Here is a 16,754-nt window from a genome sequence, read left to right as displayed (position 1 = left end):
CAAAATTTTCATAAAACCAACCGCACTTTTAATGACCAAATTAATTATCTTGTCCCAAATACCACAATGGTTTTGCCATGAGCCGCAATCAGATGTTGGTCTTCCAACATTTTAAGAATACGTCCTACGGTTTCACGAGAGCAACCTACCATTTGACCTATTTCTTGACGGGTAATTTTAATTTGCATACCATCAGGATGTGTCATGGCATCAGGCATTCTCGCAAGATTTAATAAAGTTTGCGCAATGCGACCTGTTACATCAAGAAATGCTAAATTACTTACTTGTTTAGAAGTATTTTGTAAACGACGAGACAGTTGTGCTGAAAGATACATTAAAATTTCAGGATTAACTTGAATTAACTGACGAAATTTTTTATAAGAAACTTCTGCAATTTCACAAGCAGTTTTTGCTTTAACCCAAGCTGAACGCACTTGTCCTTCTTCGAACAATCCAACTTCACCGAAAAACTCTCCTTGAGCAAGATAAGAAAGAATCATTTCTTTTCCTTCTTCATCTTTTACCATCACCGCAGCAGAACCTTTCACAATATAATACAAGGTATCTGCTGATTCACCTGCATGAATTAATGTTGTTTTTGCAGGATATTTATGGATATGACTATGAGAAAGAAACCAATCTAATGTTGGATCCATTGCTGAGCCAGTTGGCACTTGACTTGGTGATACACCTAATGGATGTGCATGCACTTGTTCTAGCATAAAAACCTCATTTAACCGTTTGGAGAGCGGATGCTCTATTATAAAAAGTCCATTTTTAGGCGTTATTAGCCTTGATATCAATGGTTTGATGTAATTCTGACCAAAATATCGTAACGTTGCCACTACGAATCTGACTCAGTAAATTCTCTGTTTTCTCAGCCAAAGAAAGTTCTTCCATGCCATAATCAGTTCCTTCACGTAAAATAAAACTTTCAACAATATTGATTAAAGTTTCTTTTTCTAATTCTTGCCATGGAATAATCATTTTCTATCTCTATGCAAATAAAGGCTCAATTAAACGCCATTGCTGTTCAAATCCCTGATTAGGAATATAGCGAAAATTAGTTCTAACTAGTCGCATAAACTGACCTTCACAAAAAGTTGCTAAATAAGTGGCTATTGTACGCTCATCAACCACAAAACTTTTTCCCTCTCGCAATTTACGCATTTGTAAAATATTCACAAATTGTAGTTCTAAACGATCAAAAAACAAGGCGACTCGAGCTTGTAATTTTGCCTCTTCAAACATTAACGCATGTCCTGTCAAAATGCGAGTTAATCCTGGGTTTTTACGTGCAAAGTCTAAGATCATTTGTAGAATATCACGAATGCGACTTTCTGTATTGGTTTCCATCTTAATTGAATAACTGATGCGACTAAATAAGCTACTTTCAATATTTTCAATTAAAGCTTCAAACATCTTTGTTTTACTTGGGAAATAACGATAAAGAGCAGCTTCTGAAACACCAACTTCTTGAGCAAGACGTGCTGTTGTCATCCGCTCCATGCCACGTTCTGAATGAAGCATATGAGTAAGTACAGTCAAAACTTGTTGACGGCGCTCTTTCACACTACGCTTTTCAACTTTTGGCACTTTGGGTGGCATTGGCTCAATATTTTCTAGAATTAATTGTTCTGCCATAACTTATTTCTTGCCTGAGTGACCAAAACCACCTTCGCCACGTTCTGTTTCGACAAAATCAGAAACAATATTAAATTCAGCTTGTACTACAGGCACAAATACTAATTGAGCAATACGATCACCAACTTCAATTTTGAAAGGTTCTGAACCACGATTCCACATAGACACCATTAATGGACCTTGATAATCTGAATCAATTAAACCCACTAAATTACCTAATACAATACCATGTTTATGACCTAAACCAGAACGAGGCAAAATTACCGCAGCTAAATTAGGATCAGCAATATAAATAGATAAACCTGTTGGAATTAATTTTGTTTCTCCAGGTTGTAATTCAAAACTCTCATCAATTAACGCTCGTAAATCTAAACCAGCTGAACCATAGGTTGCATAAGCAGGTAAAGGAAAATCTGTTCCGATACGTTGATCTAAAATTTTCACATCAATTTTTTTCATTATTGTTTCTCGTTATATTTTTCTACTATTTTATTGACTAATTGTTTAGCTAATTCAGTTTTAGAATTCTGCGGTAAACTGGCTGAACCCGTTTGCCAAAATAACTGCAATGAATTTTGATCTGCACCAAAAACTTGCCCACCAGCCACATTATTCGCACAAATTATATCTAAATTTTTTCGATTTAACTTATCTTTTGCATAAGCTTCAACATTTTGAGTTTCTGCTGCAAAACCGACGGTGAATGGACGATTCTCTGTTAAATGACCGACATCAGCAATAATATCAGGATTTTTTACCAGTTTAATTTGCATTTCATCGCTGGCTTTCTTAATTTTCTGATCTGCAATTTCAGCCACTCGATAATCGGCTACCGCAGCACAACCAATAAAAATGTGATTTTGTACCGCAGTTTTTAAAGTTACTTGCCACATTTCTTGAGCTGAAACCACATCTATCCGTTTGACATTATTAGGAGTTGCTAAATTAACTGGACCAGAAATAAGCGTAACCTCTGCACCTCTCATAGCAAAAGCCTCAGCAATTGCAAATCCCATTTTTCCTGAACTATGATTGCTAATATAACGCACAGGATCAATGGCTTCTCTTGTTGGCCCTGCTGTAATGGCTACTTTTAAATACGCTAAATCTTGCAAAACAGATAAATCCTGGCAAAGAGCATCATAAATTTCTGCGGGTTCAGACATACGGCCTGCCCCAACGTCACCACAAGCTTGAAAACCACTATTAGGGCCGATTAAATGAACGCTTCGTCTAACTAATGCTTGTAGATTTTCTTGCGTAACAGTTTGACGATACATTTGTTGATTCATGGCGGGTGCTAAATAAATGGGAGAAGCTGTCGCTAAACAAATAGTTGAAAGCAAATCATTTGCCATACCTACACGAAGACGAGCAATAAAATCTGCACTGGCAGGAGCGATTACAATGGCATCAGCCCACTTTGCTAATTCTATATGCCCCATAGCAAGTTCTGCTTGAGGATCAAGTAAGGACTGTGAAACTGGATTTCCTGAAATAGCTTGTAAGGTTAATGCAGTCACAAATTCAGCAGCTGCTGCGGTTAAAACAACACGTACATCTGCGTCACTTTTACGTAATAAACGAATCAATTCAATGATTTTATAAGCAGCAATGCCACCTGTAATCCCCACTACAATTCGTTTACCTTTCAAATTTTGCATTATTCCCCCAAGATCTCGCCTCTTATTTTCAAGAGGTAAAATTACATGAATATGAATTCATACATTCTACTTCAAATTTCCTTAAGAAAAAATTTTATTTTTACGATCTATTTCAAAAATTTATGTTATTACGCTAGCTTTTAATTAAAAGCATAAGCAAAGTTATTGTTCACAATCTAAAAGTACAACAAAAAGAGCATTTTTATGACATTACAATCCACTTGCAATTTAATGCCAAGAGAAAAACTCCTTACCTACGGGGCAACCTCGTTAGATGATAAAGAGCTTCTTGCCATTTTCCTTAGAACAGGTATTAAAAATTGTCCTGTAATGCAATTATCCCACAATGTTTTACAACATTTTGGTTCTTTAAGAGGGCTAATTAGTGCTAATCAAAAACAATTCTGTGCCTTTAAAGGCATCGGCATTACTCAATTTATTCAATTACAAGCTTGTACAGAAATGACTAAGCGTTATCTCCAAGAAGAACTCAAATACCTGCATGAATTTACCTCAACAGATACCGTACGTATATATCTTCAATCTAGCTTAGAATCAAAAGAACGAGAAATATTCCTAGTATTATTCTTAGACAATCAACACCGCTTAATTAAACAGGAAGAAATGTTCTTAGGCTCAATTAATAGCGCAACAATACATCCTAGAGAGATTATCAAATCTGCATTATATTGCAATGCAGCCGCACTTATTTTAGCACACAATCACCCATCAGGAAGGTCAGAGCCTAGTCAATCAGATAAAAATATTACAGAAAAGATTCAACAGGCTGCAAATTTAGTTGATATTCGTCTATTAGATCATTTTGTTATTGGCAAAGGCAACTATTTTTCCTTTGCTGAACAGGGGTGGATATAAGATTCTTGATTGTTGATTCGCTTTTTCGAGTAAAATTTTGCTAAAATTTAAAGGAAATATAAATTTTACGATGCTTTAGACTTGAGAATGAAAGATAAAATGAGTATAATCAGCAACCTTTGATATAGTTAGCGGGTCGGTTTATTGCGACCTGACGAGGTAGCTTACAAAATTAGTTATCTTAACTGAATTTTGAAGTAGTCCGAACCGTAAGCTCGAGCTTAAATTTAATTATTGGAGATTATTATGTCTAGAGTCTGTCAAGTAACAGGCAAGCGTCCAGCAGTTGGTAACAACCGTTCACACGCATTAAACGCGACTCGTCGTCGTTTTCTTCCTAACTTACACACTCACCGTTTCTGGGTTGAGAGTGAAAACCGTTTCGTAACTTTACGCTTAACAGCTAAAGGTATGCGTATTATTGATAAAAAAGGCATTGATGCAGTATTAGCTGATATCCGTGCTAGTGGCGAAAAAATCTAAGGGGCTAAAAAATGGCAGCTAAAGGCGCTCGTGAGAAAATCCGTTTAGTTTCTTCAGCAGAAACAGGTCACTTCTACACAACTGATAAAAATAAACGTAATATGCCAGAAAAAATGGAAATTAAAAAATTCGATCCAGTTGTGCGTAAACACGTTATTTATAAAGAAGCTAAAATTAAATAATTTTATTTTCTTAACTAATCTAAACCCGAATGTTGATTCGGGTTTTTTATTGCAAAAAATAACTAAATGCCCTATCTTCTTGGAAGTTATTACTGATTGAGATTTAACTATGCCTGAATTACCTGAAGTTGAAACAGCGATGAAAGGGGTTAGCCCTTATTTAAAAAGCTATACTATTGAAAAGATTATAGTTCGTCAGCCTAAATTACGTTGGATAGTCAGTCCGGAACTTTATCAACTAAAAAATGTAAAAGTGCTAGATTTAAGTCGTCGTTCTAAATATCTAATTATTCATACTGAGCAAGGCTATATTATTGGTCATTTAGGTATGTCTGGTTCAGTACGAATTGTTCCTCATGATAGCCCAATTGATAAACATGATCATTTTGATATTGTTATGGATAATGGCAAATTACTACGTTATAACGATCCTAGACGCTTTGGTGCTTGGCTATGGACAACGAACTTAGAAGAATTTCATTTATTCTTGAAACTAGGACCAGAGCCTTTATCTAAAGACTTTAATGGCTTATATCTATTTAGAAAATCTCGTCAACGCAATATCACTGTAAAAAGTTTTCTAATGGATAATGCTGTTGTGGTGGGAGTTGGCAATATTTATGCTAATGAAACTTTATTTCTCTGTGGTATTCACCCAGAAAAAATAGCTAGCAAGCTGACTAAAGCACAATGTGAATTAATTGCGAAAACTGTCAAAGAAGTTTTAGAACAATCGATTAAACGAGGTGGAACGACCTTAAAAGACTTCTTACAGCCCGATGGTCGCCCTGGCTATTTTGCTCAAGAATTATTGGTATATGGCCATAAAAATCAGCCCTGTCCAAAGTGCGGTACCAAAATTCAAACGTTAATCATTGCACAACGTAATAGCTATTTTTGTCCCAAATGTCAGAAAAAATCTTGAAAAATGACCGCACTTTTATTTATTAAAGGTAGCAAACCAACCCTACCTTTAATCCTTTGATTTTCTTACAAAAGACCTAATTTTTTTATTTGAGTTAACACATCTTCCACTTGAATTTCTGCCATCAGATTTCTGCCTTTTAACTTAGTTGCCCAAGGTAATTCAGATGAAGGTTTTCCAAATTCTTTTTGTACATTCTGCTCATATACTGAAACCACATTTTCTAAATTATTATAGGGGCCTGTACGTAATGGATTGTGGTAAGCGTAAAGCCCAATCACTGGTGTGTTCTGTGTAGTCGCCATATGTGCAGGGCCTGAATCAGGAGAAATAACTAAGTCAGCTAAGCCAATTAATGCCGTTAATTGCTTAAGGCTTGTTTTGCCCGATAAATTAGTCGGTTTAAAATCACATTGCCTAATAATTTGATTAATCATTTCAACTTCACGTTTTGCGGCTGCTCCACAAAAAATCACATGAATATTATGTTGATTAGCGATATTTGCTACACAAGCGTATCCTTCTACCGTCCAATCTTTCTCAACTTTGCTAGAACAAGGGGAAATGATTAGATTTTTTCTTGATGGATCAATATAAATACTCACCGCTTCAATATCTTGCTGAGAAATAGCCAGTTGCCAATGTGGCTTACCAATAGGCACCCCTATATATTCTACAAATGCCATAAAACCATCAAGTACATGAGGATTTTGGGGATCTTGAATTTTACGATTGGTAAATAACCATTGACCTTCTCTAGCCCGTTGACGACCAAAACCTATTTTATATTTTGCTTTGATACCTAAGGAAAGTATAGAGGCTCTAAAAGCCGTTTGCATATTTAGTAAAGCATCAAACTTACGCCCCTTTAGTTTTTTCCATAACGCAAAAACGCCTTTCCAGCCCGATTTCTTATCATAAACAATTAATTCAACATTGTTGATTCCCGATAATAATTGCGCTTCAGTTTTGCCTACAATCCAAGTCATTTTCGTTTCAGGCCAATATTGCTGGATTTGTTGTACCGCGGCTAAAGCATGACATACATCACCAATAGCCGATAAACGTAACACACATAAGGATTGAGGAGCTTGATTAAAAAGAGGCATAAATTATTCTCATTGCTATTTGTACTTTGGCATTGGGATTATTTTAAAGTAGAATAACTTTATTCGCTACCAATCCATAAAATAATATGCTTGAAATTCAACAACAAAATCATTTTTATTTATTTAATTTTGATCAACCTAAACTACATCAAGAGAAATTTCTTGATATACAATTTTGGCAGAATGAAAATCGTATTATTGGATCCGCAAAAGGACGAGGTACTACGTGGTTTATTCATTCTGAAGATATCTTTGGTATCAATACTGCATTACGTCATTATTTTCGTGGTGGGCTTTTGGGAAAAATAAACAAAGATCGCTACGCTTTTAGTTCGCTAGAACAAACTCGTAGTTTTGCTGAATTTAAGCTACTCCAACAACTTCACCAGGCAGGACTCCCTGTTCCTCAGCCTGTCGCGGCTAAAGTGGAAAAACTTAGTTTTAATCAATATCGTGCAGACTTACTTAGTGAACGAATCGAAAATGCCAAAGACTTAACCTCAGTTTTACAAACAAAAACCATCAGCACAGAACATTGGCAACAAATTGGGCAATTAATTCGTCAATTACACAATTTACAAATCTGCCATACAGACTTAAACGCACATAATATTTTATTACAAACTAACCAACAACATTTCAAATTTTGGTTAATTGACTTCGATAAGTGCGGTGAAAAATCTGGAAATTTTTGGAAACAAGAAAACTTACAACGCTTGCATCGTTCCTTCTGCAAAGAAGTCAAACGTATGCAAATTCAATTCACTGAACAAAATTGGCAAGATTTATTAACTGGCTACCATCAATAAAAAGGAACAACGAATGTTCCTTTAAAATTTGTCAAAATACTACCGCACTTTTATTATGCTTTCTCTGACAAGGCTTTTAGTACAGGCATTGGCACAAATTGGCTAACATCGCCTTTATGTAAATAAATTTCTCTCACAATAGTTGAAGAAACATAAGACCATTTCTCCGTAGAAGGCAAGAATAAACTTTCTACTCCATCTGTTAAAGCTCGATTCAAGTGTGCAAGCTGTAACTCATATTCAAAATCCATAGTCGTTCGCATACCACGAATAATTGCGGTGATATGATATTGCTTAACCACATTTGCCAATAAATCACTAAAGCCAATAACTTCAACATTCGCTAAATGTGATACCGACTCTTCAACTAAACGTACACGTTCTTGCAAATTAAATAAAGGCTTTTTGGTTGGACTTTCTGCCACGGCTACGATCACTTTAGGAAATAGCACAGCACTACGTTCAATAATATCTAAATGCCCATTAGTAATTGGGTCAAATGTGCCTGGATAAATTACGGTTTTCGTCATCACTATTTTTCCAAATAAGGTTTTAATAAATTTAATAAACGTTGTAATGCCCCACGGTTTTCAATCAACACTTCATGGCCTGCATTACCATAACGCTGTCTTGCCTCTTCAGAAATCAAAAATTTCTCTACAGCGGAATAAAGTGCGGTTGGATTTTCATTAATTTCTAGTACACCACACACCTCACGTAATTTTGCAAACACTTCAGGGAAATTAAAGGTATAACGACCACTAATAACAGGCAATTTAAAGGCTAATGGTTCTAATGGATTATGTCCACCATGTTTAACCAAACTTCCACCCACAAAAGCAATATCTGAAACACCATAAAGTAACATCAGTTCGCCCATAGTATCTCCAAGTAAGACTTGAGTATCCTCTTGGAGCTTGAAATTTTCACTGCGAAGACAATAACGAAAACCACCCTTTATAATTAAATCTTCTACTGGTTTAAAACGTTCAGGATGACGAGGCACAAGAATTAATAATAAATTTGGAAATTTTGCTAATAAGCTATGATGTGCTTGTAAAATAATTTCTTCCTCGCCTTCATGGGTGCTAGCAGCAATCCAAACAGGGCGTTTATTAATCCAATTTTTATTCAATTCTACAATTCTTTGTGAAAGTTCGTCAGTAATTACCAAATCATATTTAATATTACCTGTTAATTGCAAATCGCCTTGGTAACCTAAATTCAAATAGCGTTTTCCACTAATATCATCTTGTGCAGCAATGAGACTAATTTCATTAAACATACGATATAAAAGATTCTTCACCCAACCATAACGTTTTGCCGAACGTGCCGATAAACGTGCATTCGCAATAATGAAAGGAATATTACGCTTATGTAATTGGCGAATCAGATTTGGCCAAATTTCTGTTTCAATTACAATACAAGCTTTAGGCTGGATAAAATTAATAAAACGATTTAATGCATCTGGTAAATCATAAGGCAAATAAACATGTGTTACTGAATCACCAAAAGCAGATTTTACACGATCTGAACCTGTTGGCGTAACTGTCGTCATGGTAATAGCCAGTTCTGGATATTGTTGCTGAATGCGACGGACTAATGGAGTGGCTGCAATCACCTCGCCGACTGAAGCCGCATGAATAATAATGCCTTTGGCTTTGGGTGCGCTCTGGGAAGGATAAAAACCATAACGTTCATTAATACGTTTACGATAATTAGGCGCTTTTAAACTACGTATTACAATAAACAACCAGACAAAAGGTTGTAATAAATACATTACCAAAGAATAAATAAAACGTAACATAAAATCATCATATCAAAATAAAAAATTTTATGTAGTATAAAGGTAAGCCATCAATACATAAAGCAAAAGCGATAAAATAATTTAGATACATTCAGGTTAAAATAATCTTTCCGCAAATTATCTCCCATAAATGTTACTGTCTAATGGCAAGCATCTTGTCCTAATAATGCTTTCAGTCCTTCACTAATTGATCCTTGCCACGCCAAATAGCCATGGGCTGTGGATTGTTCCAGATAAGTCACTGGATAACCTTTTGCCAGCAATACATCTTTTAAATGACGGGAAGTTTCCAAAATAGTAGATTTTCCGCTTTCATAAAAGCCTGCACTGATAAAAAAGCAAAGAGGCAATTTTTCTTTTGTTACAAATTCGTGGGCAATGTAATGACTTTGTGCGCTTGGTGTGCCTTTGGGATGCCACCAAAATGATCCTGATAAAATTAAGGCTTTGTTAAACACATTAGAATAATTCAATACAGTATAAGCGGCGGCTAATCCACCGTAGCTTGAACCACCTATAATACGCTCTTTGGCTTTTACTCCAATTATTTTTTCGGTAAAAGGCACCAGTTCTTCCGCTAATACTTGGGTAAATGCTGGATTTGCTGATAGCTCAATTTGTCTCGATTCATTAGATGGATTTTCAATAAAAACAGCTATAGTGGGAGGAATTATGCCTTGAGCAATCATATTATCCAGAATCGTTTTTGTTGGTATACGCTCTGTATATTCCACACCGTCAAAAAAATAGAGAATGGGATAGTGATTTTCTACTTTAAAATTTTGAGGCAAATAAACAAATAATCGACGTTTATTGCCAAGTTTTGGGCTTTTGAAAACCCATTCTTGCATTGTTCCCTTTGTGCTATGCTGTTCTTCTATCAAATAATCTTGTGTTGGAGCATTCGGCAATTTAAGGATGGAATAGTAATTAAATTTATCGGTGTTATGGATATTTTGCCCGATTTTCTCAAAATAGGGCGTTTTATTCAATGGATCAGCCTGAGCTGTTGAAAGTAAGGCTCGGCGTTGGGTATATTCATCAACTGGTAAAGTAGGAACATCTGGGGCAAAGCGGTATTCCACCAACGTATCATTTGGCACAATATAACTTTTATACCATAGATCCGTGTTACCTAAATGCTCCATAAAATCGTGTTCTGTACTTACCCCTCCCCAAATGCGAACATTTTGCTTAGCACCACGCCATAAAAATGTTACACGACTTTGCTGTTCATTCAATGGCTCAATCAGTGGTGTGCCAATTTGTTTCACCTTTTGCCAAAAATCTTCCAAAAGTGCGGTCTGTTTTTCAGGAATTTTTGCTATTTGTTGGCTTAACTCTGAAAGCAGTGCATTTTCGATAGTTTTGGGTTTAGCAATTTGTTGAGAAAGCGGTATATGCTTTTCAATGACTAATTTAAAATCCTGGTCGGCAACGTTCTGTTCGTTGCTTAATACTGAAAAAGTCGCCGTACCGCTTTGTTCCGACTTAAACATAAAATCCTGCTCGCCAAATACATTTTGAGCCAATAATCGAGTACTTTGATCGGGAAAGATAATAAACAATGAAAGTGGTTGCTCAGCAAGTTGAGTCAATTTTCCCTGCACAAAATCATTTTGTTTCAGTTCAATAGTAAGATTATTAGCATAAAGCATAGAAGAAGCAAAAAAGGTCAAAATACAGGCAATTATTTTATTCATATTGATTACTCGCTAAACACACATAACATCAGTAATGCTATGTTCAAACACAAGTGTTTAAGTAAAAGCCCTCATTTGAGGGCTACTAAAGTTTAAAAATGATAATTTAAAGTTGCACTTAAATTACGTTCTGTACCATAAAAACAAGAGTAATTATTGGCACAGCTAGCGATATATTTTTTATTAGTGAGATTTTGTATATTTAATTGTAAATTCAAATTAGGCATAAAATCATAGCCTACTAACATATCGTAAAGTGTGTAAGCAGGTACTGTAAAACTATTGGTATTATCACCAAATGTCGTTCCCATATAACGCACACCTGCACCGATCGTTAGTTTATTAAAGAATTTATATTTTGCCCAAATTGAAGCTTGGTGACGAGGCACTCCCCATTGAGTTTTACCAATCGTACTACCATCTTTATCCGCAGTAATTTCTTTTTTCAGATAGGCATAAGAGGCGGTGACTGAGAATTTATCAGAAAGCTGTTGGTTTAAGCTAACTTCAATTCCTTTGGTTTCCACTTTACCGATTTGCTCGTAAGAATGAGTTTGCCATTGATAATTGGCTAAATCTTTTTGTTTGATTTTAAAACCTGCCAACGTTAAAAGTGTTTCTTGAGTTGGTTGATATTTCACCCCCATTTCCCATTGTGTAGCTGTAGTAGGTTTTAAGAATTTTCCTTGTGCATCTTTTTCCAATGAAGGTACAAAAGAGGTGCTATAGCTGACATAAGGAGCAACACCATTATTAAAGTTATAAATCACCCCAGTACGCCAAGTAAATTTGTCTTGTTTATTACTTTCGGTTTTATAAGTTAAACGATCGGCTGTACTATTTTTTGCTTGGTCATATCGACCACTCAACATCAGATCAAAATTTCCAATTTCCATCTGATCTTGTAAATAAATACCAAACTGTTTTAAATGTTTGAGATCAGCAGATTGTAAGGCAGGTTCATTCACACTCACACCATAAATAGGATTTTGCCAATCAATATTTGGGGCTGTCCCCAAATAAATTTCTGCATCTTCACGCACACGCTTATAATCAATCCCTGAGAGTAAAGTGTGAGCAATATTGGCTATATTGAATTTCCATTCCAGCTGATTATCTAAACTAATTTCTTGGGTTTTGATATCCCAACGACGAGCCTTGCGAACTAAATCTGAGCCAATATCAGCCCAGTAAACTAAATTTTTAAAGTTTTCCTCTCCCTTATGGTAACTTGTATTTTGTCGGAATGTTAGATTTGGATTAAATATATGGGAAAAATTATAACCGATCTGCATTTGTTCCGACTTGAGCTGATGATAACTAGGGTCGCTTAAAAAAATATCGTAAGGCAACTTTTGACCATTTACTGCATTGATAGTGCCTTCTTTCGGTAAGAAGTTACGATCGCCTGCTTTTGGTTTTTTCGCATAGTAAGCGTAAAGATTAAGTTCAGTATTTTCTGTTGGCTTCCATAAAATACTTGGAGCCAAAGCACCACCTTTTTCTTTCACAAATTGAGTATTCCAATCGGCATGCTCTAATTCTCCAATTAATCGAGCAGATAAAGTATCAGAAAGATTTTCTTCTACATCAAGCCCAACTTGATAACGATGATGATTACCCACAATAAATTGCAAGTGGTGATGAGGATTTCCGCTGACTTTTTTGGTAATAATATCCATGACACCACCAGGATTGACCTGCCCATATAAAATAGAATTTGGTCCTTTAATGACATTAATGCTTTCTAAAAAGAATGGATCAATTTCAAATGCTGTTTGGTAGCGAGAACCATTTAAATAGGTTGGAACAGTACCACCATCACTCTTGTTCCCTATACCACGAATAGAAATTTCAATTAATGAGTTATTGCCACGATAACCGCCAACCATACCAGAAGTATAAGCTACCGCATCGGTAACTGAACGAACAGCTTGATCTTTCATTAAATCAGCAGAAATTACATTTACACTAAATGGCGTACGAGCTAATGACGTAACAGTTTTAGTACCAACTGTAGTATAAACAGGGATATAACCTGTAGTTGCTGCTAATTTTGTTTTTACATCAATCGTATCAAGTGTTGTCTGAGAACTATCTTTAGCAGAAACATAAGTTACTACCATAGCTAAAGTAATTAAAGAGAGCGAATATCGCATGATTTTCATAGTCTTCCTTTAAAATAATAATGATTATTAATAATGATAACTTGTTTTTATACAAAAAACCTTTGTAAAATAAAATTTTTACTGTGTGAAAAAAAGTTTTTAATATGAAAAAAATAATGTTGATTAATGAACCAAATAAAATGAATGGTTTTGCTCATCTATACCGATTACGCTCCGATTTGATGATGAAATATACAGAAGTTTTAATCAATGAAACCGTTGAGCAAGAAAAAGCGGAATTTGAATTAGGACTGCGTTTAGTCATTCTATTGAATGGGCATGCAGAAATTCAGTTTGATTCAGAGGTATTTGAATTAGATGCAGCATTAAAACCACAAGCTGCATTTTGGCCACTAAATAAAGCTGAGCTAGGAAAGAAGATTTTTAGAAAAGGACAGCTACAAAAAGAACTTGTGATATTTCTTTATTCTAAATGGATCATGGAAAGCCAACTAAATTTATCTAGCTATCATCAATTTAAACAACATTTAAAACCTTATCATATTGTATTAACCCAAAGCATGCTTAACTTGATTAATGATATTATAGCTGACAACCAATCTACACAATTTGCAATGCTAGAGAAAGAAAGTAAATTGCTGGCATTATTGACCGAGGCATTTTCACAATTGACACAAACTCCTCAGCAAAAAAAGGATCGTGTTCATCAACTTACAGAAATGCTTGATAGCGGTAAATTTGACGGTTGGAACTTAAAGCAGATGGCAAAATTTTTCCATACCAACGTGACCACATTACAAAATGAATTTCAGCAGTATCATAGAACTTCTATTTTTGCTTATTTTAGACGATCCAAACTAGAACAATCTTATAAAATTTTATTACAAGGAGCGAGTGTAACAAAAGCTGCTGAATGTGCGGGTTACTCAAATGCAGAGAATTTCTCAACCGCTTTTAAGAGAAATTTCGGAATAATCCCGAGCCAAGTAAAAAGAGATAAGAGTAAAGGAATTATTTAATATAATAAAAAATACCTGTATCTGATGAACATCTACAGGTATTTATACTAAATTATAAAATTGTTAAGCCACTAACAATACTATGCTTTTGCTTTAGCAGCAGCTTTCACAATCACAGCAAATGCTGGAGCTTTTAATGAAGCGCCACCAACTAATGCACCATCAATATCTGGTTGTGTAAATAATTCTGCTGCATTCGCATCATTCACTGAACCACCATATTGAATAATAACTTGTTCAGCCACGGCTTGAGATTTAGCCGCAATATGCCCACGGATAAATGCATGAACTGCCTGAGCTTGTGCTGGAGTTGCAGATTTACCCGTACCGATTGCCCAAATTGGCTCATAAGCAATGATTGCATTATTGAATGCTTCAACGCCTAATGCATCGATTACTGCATCAATTTGGCGTGCACAAACTTCTTCTGTTTTACCTGCTTCGTTTTCAGCTTCTGATTCACCGATACATAATACTGGTGTCAAACCTGCCTCTTTTAATGCTGCAAATTTTTTAGCTACAAATTCATCACTTTCTTTGTGATATGTACGACGTTCAGAGTGACCAATGATGATATATTTAGCACCAAAATCTTTTAACATTTCTGTTGAAATATCGCCAGTAAATGCACCTTTTACATTGACATCCACATTTTGTGAACCTAATGCAATTTTGCTACCTGCTAATGCGGCTTCAGCTTCTGCTAAATACATTACAGGAGGAGCAATTGCTACATCACAACCTTCAACAGTAGATAATTCAGCTTTTAAGCCTTCAATTAATTCTTTAGTGAACGCTTTGCTACCATTTAACTTCCAGTTACCCATAACTAAAGGACGACGAGCCATAGTATTTTCTCCATTTAAGTAATTAATAAAACTATTAGTTACTATACCAAATTTTAATTAGTATTTTTGCTTTTTTTTGCAAAAACTTGATCTAATAGATGATTATTTCGATTTAAAAAGCTACAATCTACTGTATATAAGTTATAAAAAATAACCAGTATCAGTTTATTTTTCTAAGAGCCAACAATATGATTAAAATATTTAAAGCTGAACAATGGAACCTCGAAGTGTTGCTTCCATTATTTGAGGAATATCGTTTATCTTATGGCATGCAAGAAAACCCAGAGCGTACTTTAACTTTTCTCAACAATCGAATTCGTTTTAGTGAAAGTATGATTTTCATTGCTACCAATATCCAACAAGAGGCGATTGGTTTTATCCAACTTTATCCTCGTCTCTCCTCTTTACAATTACAACGCTATTGGCAACTGACTGATATTTTTGTAAAAGATAGCAGTAATAAAAAAGAAGTTTATGCAAAATTAATTGAGAAAGCGAAAGAATTTGTATGCTTTACTCAATCTAATCGATTAGTGGTTGAGCAAGATCATCAATACCATGAGCTTTGGGAAAGTGAAGGTTTTAAACTTAATACCAAAAAATCCATATTTGAACTGAATTTATAAAAAAGTCCTGAGATCATTCTCAGGACTTCTTTTTATAATAATTTTTGAATTTCTAAGGGGATTAATTTAGGTTCTGGAATAAAAACTTGTTTATGTCGATTTAATTCGCCTTTTTCCAATACAATACTGCTTTTCGGCACTTTAAACAATTTACTAAAATACTTTAATAAATGTGCATTTGCTGCACCATCCACAGGTGGAGCCGTAATACAGACTTTAAGCTCTTCGTCATGTATACCAATAATTTGATCTTTACTCGCTTTAGGCTGTAAAAAGATCTTTAAGCGTAAACCTTGTTCTGTTTTTTGCAGTGCCGCCATATCTTAAAATTCTTAAAAAATATACCGCACTTTTAGCTAGCTAATTGCCATATTATGCCAAAAATATCGTATAAAAATTTATCTACAAAGAATAAACCAAAAGCTAAAATCATCGGTGAGAAATCAATCATGCCAGTGCGAGGTAATACTTTGCGAATTGGGCTCAATACAGGCACACCTAATTGGTAAAGTAAGTAATTTAATTGATTATTACCTCGATTAAACCAACTTAAAATAGCCCCCAAAAAGATGACATAAAAAATCATTTTGCCAAAGCTACTAAACACAGAGAGTATACCGATCAATAAATATTGAAGAAACTCTTGTTGCAGAATCTCTATTGCCCATTGCCCATTAGCTAAATAAAGTAATGGTACCTTAATAAAGCCTAAAATAAACACAAAAAAGATCGCCGCTAAATCAATATTCTTCACAGTAGGAAGAAGTTTTCTTAATGGATTTAACACAGGATTAGTAATTTTCACAATGGTTTGTGACAGTGGATTATAAAAATCTACTTTGCAATATTGAAACCACATACGCAGCATCAAAATCAGCATATAAAGACTAATCACAGTATTCACTAAAAATGAAATTGAACTCATAATTT

The 16,754-nt window shown here is 35.0% G+C and carries 20 protein-coding genes; 7 read left to right on the top strand and 13 right to left on the bottom strand.

All coding sequences use genetic code 11. The features are described from left to right. Positions 1-44: 44 nt before the first annotated feature. From crp to coaBC, 5 genes are all read right to left on the bottom strand, one after another. Positions 45-656, bottom strand: coding sequence for a cAMP-activated global transcriptional regulator CRP (gene crp / locus BN1226_RS02590; protein WP_044469953.1), 612 nt, complete (start codon positions 654-656; stop codon positions 45-47). 121 nt (positions 657-777) lie between these two features. After that, positions 778-987, bottom strand: coding sequence for a YheU family protein (locus tag BN1226_RS02585; protein WP_044469852.1), 210 nt, complete (start codon positions 985-987; stop codon positions 778-780). A 9-nt stretch (positions 988-996) separates the two neighbouring features. After that, positions 997-1,644: a nucleoid occlusion factor SlmA gene (gene slmA / locus BN1226_RS02580; RefSeq protein WP_044469851.1), complete on the bottom strand. Its 648-nt coding sequence runs from the start codon at positions 1,642-1,644 to the stop codon at positions 997-999. Positions 1,645-1,647: 3 nt separating this feature from the next. Continuing rightward, positions 1,648-2,103 (bottom strand): dUTP diphosphatase, encoded by a 456-nt coding sequence (dut, locus tag BN1226_RS02575; protein ID WP_005758613.1) that lies wholly within the window; start codon positions 2,101-2,103, stop codon positions 1,648-1,650. Beyond that, a complete protein-coding gene (gene coaBC, locus BN1226_RS02570) occupies positions 2,103-3,308 on the bottom strand; it encodes a bifunctional phosphopantothenoylcysteine decarboxylase/phosphopantothenate--cysteine ligase CoaBC (protein ID WP_044469850.1) in 1,206 nt (401 codons plus the stop codon). The genes dut and coaBC overlap by 1 nt, the downstream gene beginning before the upstream one ends. 204 nt (positions 3,309-3,512) lie before the next feature. Between coaBC and radC the strand changes: the two genes are divergently transcribed. The 4 genes from radC to mutM all read left to right on the top strand — a co-directional run bounded on the left by radC (position 3,513) and on the right by mutM (position 5,774). Beyond that, positions 3,513-4,184 carry a RadC family protein gene (gene radC, locus BN1226_RS02565; RefSeq protein ID WP_044469849.1) on the top strand — a complete coding sequence of 224 codons (672 nt, stop codon included), beginning with the start codon at positions 3,513-3,515 and terminating at the stop codon, positions 4,182-4,184. Positions 4,185-4,430: 246 nt separating this feature from the next. Continuing rightward, positions 4,431-4,667 (top strand): 50S ribosomal protein L28, encoded by a 237-nt coding sequence (gene rpmB / locus BN1226_RS02560; protein WP_005758595.1) that lies wholly within the window; start codon positions 4,431-4,433, stop codon positions 4,665-4,667. Positions 4,668-4,678: 11 nt separating this feature from the next. Then, a complete protein-coding gene (rpmG, locus tag BN1226_RS02555) occupies positions 4,679-4,849 on the top strand; it encodes a 50S ribosomal protein L33 (RefSeq protein ID WP_005758425.1) in 171 nt (56 codons plus the stop codon). Between the two features lie 109 nt (positions 4,850-4,958). Next, positions 4,959-5,774: a bifunctional DNA-formamidopyrimidine glycosylase/DNA-(apurinic or apyrimidinic site) lyase gene (mutM, locus tag BN1226_RS02550; protein WP_044469848.1), complete on the top strand. Its 816-nt coding sequence runs from the start codon at positions 4,959-4,961 to the stop codon at positions 5,772-5,774. Positions 5,775-5,839: 65 nt separating this feature from the next. On the opposite strand, the gene BN1226_RS02545 is transcribed toward mutM, so the two are convergent. Next, positions 5,840-6,883: a glycosyltransferase family 9 protein gene (locus BN1226_RS02545; RefSeq protein WP_044469847.1), complete on the bottom strand. Its 1,044-nt coding sequence runs from the start codon at positions 6,881-6,883 to the stop codon at positions 5,840-5,842. Between the two features lie 86 nt (positions 6,884-6,969). Between BN1226_RS02545 and BN1226_RS02540 the strand changes: the two genes are divergently transcribed. After that, positions 6,970-7,692: a 3-deoxy-D-manno-octulosonic acid kinase gene (locus BN1226_RS02540; protein WP_044469846.1), complete on the top strand. Its 723-nt coding sequence runs from the start codon at positions 6,970-6,972 to the stop codon at positions 7,690-7,692. A 53-nt stretch (positions 7,693-7,745) separates the two neighbouring features. Here the strand turns inward: BN1226_RS02540 and coaD are convergent, their stop codons facing one another. The 4 genes from coaD to BN1226_RS02520 all read right to left on the bottom strand — a co-directional run bounded on the left by coaD (position 7,746) and on the right by BN1226_RS02520 (position 13,370). Continuing rightward, positions 7,746-8,222 (bottom strand): pantetheine-phosphate adenylyltransferase, encoded by a 477-nt coding sequence (gene coaD / locus BN1226_RS02535; RefSeq protein ID WP_044469845.1) that lies wholly within the window; start codon positions 8,220-8,222, stop codon positions 7,746-7,748. Between the two features lie 2 nt (positions 8,223-8,224). Then, the gene (waaA, locus tag BN1226_RS02530) at positions 8,225-9,499 is read right to left on the bottom strand and encodes a lipid IV(A) 3-deoxy-D-manno-octulosonic acid transferase (RefSeq protein ID WP_044469844.1); all 1,275 of its coding nucleotides are present in this window, start codon (positions 9,497-9,499) and stop codon (positions 8,225-8,227) included. A gap of 140 nt (positions 9,500-9,639) precedes the next feature. Beyond that, positions 9,640-11,202, bottom strand: coding sequence for an alpha/beta hydrolase-fold protein (locus tag BN1226_RS02525; RefSeq protein WP_239384650.1), 1,563 nt, complete (start codon positions 11,200-11,202; stop codon positions 9,640-9,642). Between the two features lie 92 nt (positions 11,203-11,294). Then, on the bottom strand, positions 11,295-13,370 hold the full coding sequence (locus BN1226_RS02520) for a TonB-dependent siderophore receptor (RefSeq protein ID WP_044469843.1): 2,076 nt from the start codon (positions 13,368-13,370) through the stop codon (positions 11,295-11,297). Between the two features lie 116 nt (positions 13,371-13,486). Between BN1226_RS02520 and BN1226_RS02515 the strand changes: the two genes are divergently transcribed. Then, on the top strand, positions 13,487-14,350 hold the full coding sequence (locus tag BN1226_RS02515) for a helix-turn-helix transcriptional regulator (protein ID WP_239384649.1): 864 nt from the start codon (positions 13,487-13,489) through the stop codon (positions 14,348-14,350). Between the two features lie 80 nt (positions 14,351-14,430). On the opposite strand, the gene tpiA is transcribed toward BN1226_RS02515, so the two are convergent. Then, positions 14,431-15,198 carry a triose-phosphate isomerase gene (gene tpiA, locus BN1226_RS02510; protein ID WP_044469841.1) on the bottom strand — a complete coding sequence of 256 codons (768 nt, stop codon included), beginning with the start codon at positions 15,196-15,198 and terminating at the stop codon, positions 14,431-14,433. A gap of 188 nt (positions 15,199-15,386) precedes the next feature. Here tpiA and BN1226_RS02505 point away from each other — a divergent pair, with 188 nt between their 5' ends. Beyond that, positions 15,387-15,824 (top strand): hypothetical protein, encoded by a 438-nt coding sequence (locus BN1226_RS02505; RefSeq protein ID WP_044469840.1) that lies wholly within the window; start codon positions 15,387-15,389, stop codon positions 15,822-15,824. A gap of 32 nt (positions 15,825-15,856) precedes the next feature. Here BN1226_RS02505 and yggU read toward each other — a convergent pair whose 3' ends face one another. Then, complete coding sequence (gene yggU / locus BN1226_RS02500) at positions 15,857-16,144, bottom strand: DUF167 family protein YggU (RefSeq protein WP_044469839.1); 288 nt, start codon at positions 16,142-16,144, stop codon at positions 15,857-15,859. A 32-nt stretch (positions 16,145-16,176) separates the two neighbouring features. Beyond that, positions 16,177-16,749, bottom strand: a complete 573-nt coding sequence (locus BN1226_RS02495) for a YggT family protein (RefSeq protein WP_044469838.1) — start codon at positions 16,747-16,749, stop codon at positions 16,177-16,179. Positions 16,750-16,754 lie beyond the last annotated feature (5 nt).

The sequence above is a fragment of the Mannheimia massilioguelmaensis genome (assembly GCF_000940515.1).
In the GTDB taxonomy this organism is placed as follows: domain Bacteria; phylum Pseudomonadota; class Gammaproteobacteria; order Enterobacterales; family Pasteurellaceae; genus Basfia; species Basfia bettyae.
The sequence above is the reverse complement of the archived record's forward strand: the minus strand, read 5'-3'. Positions and strand labels throughout refer to the sequence as shown.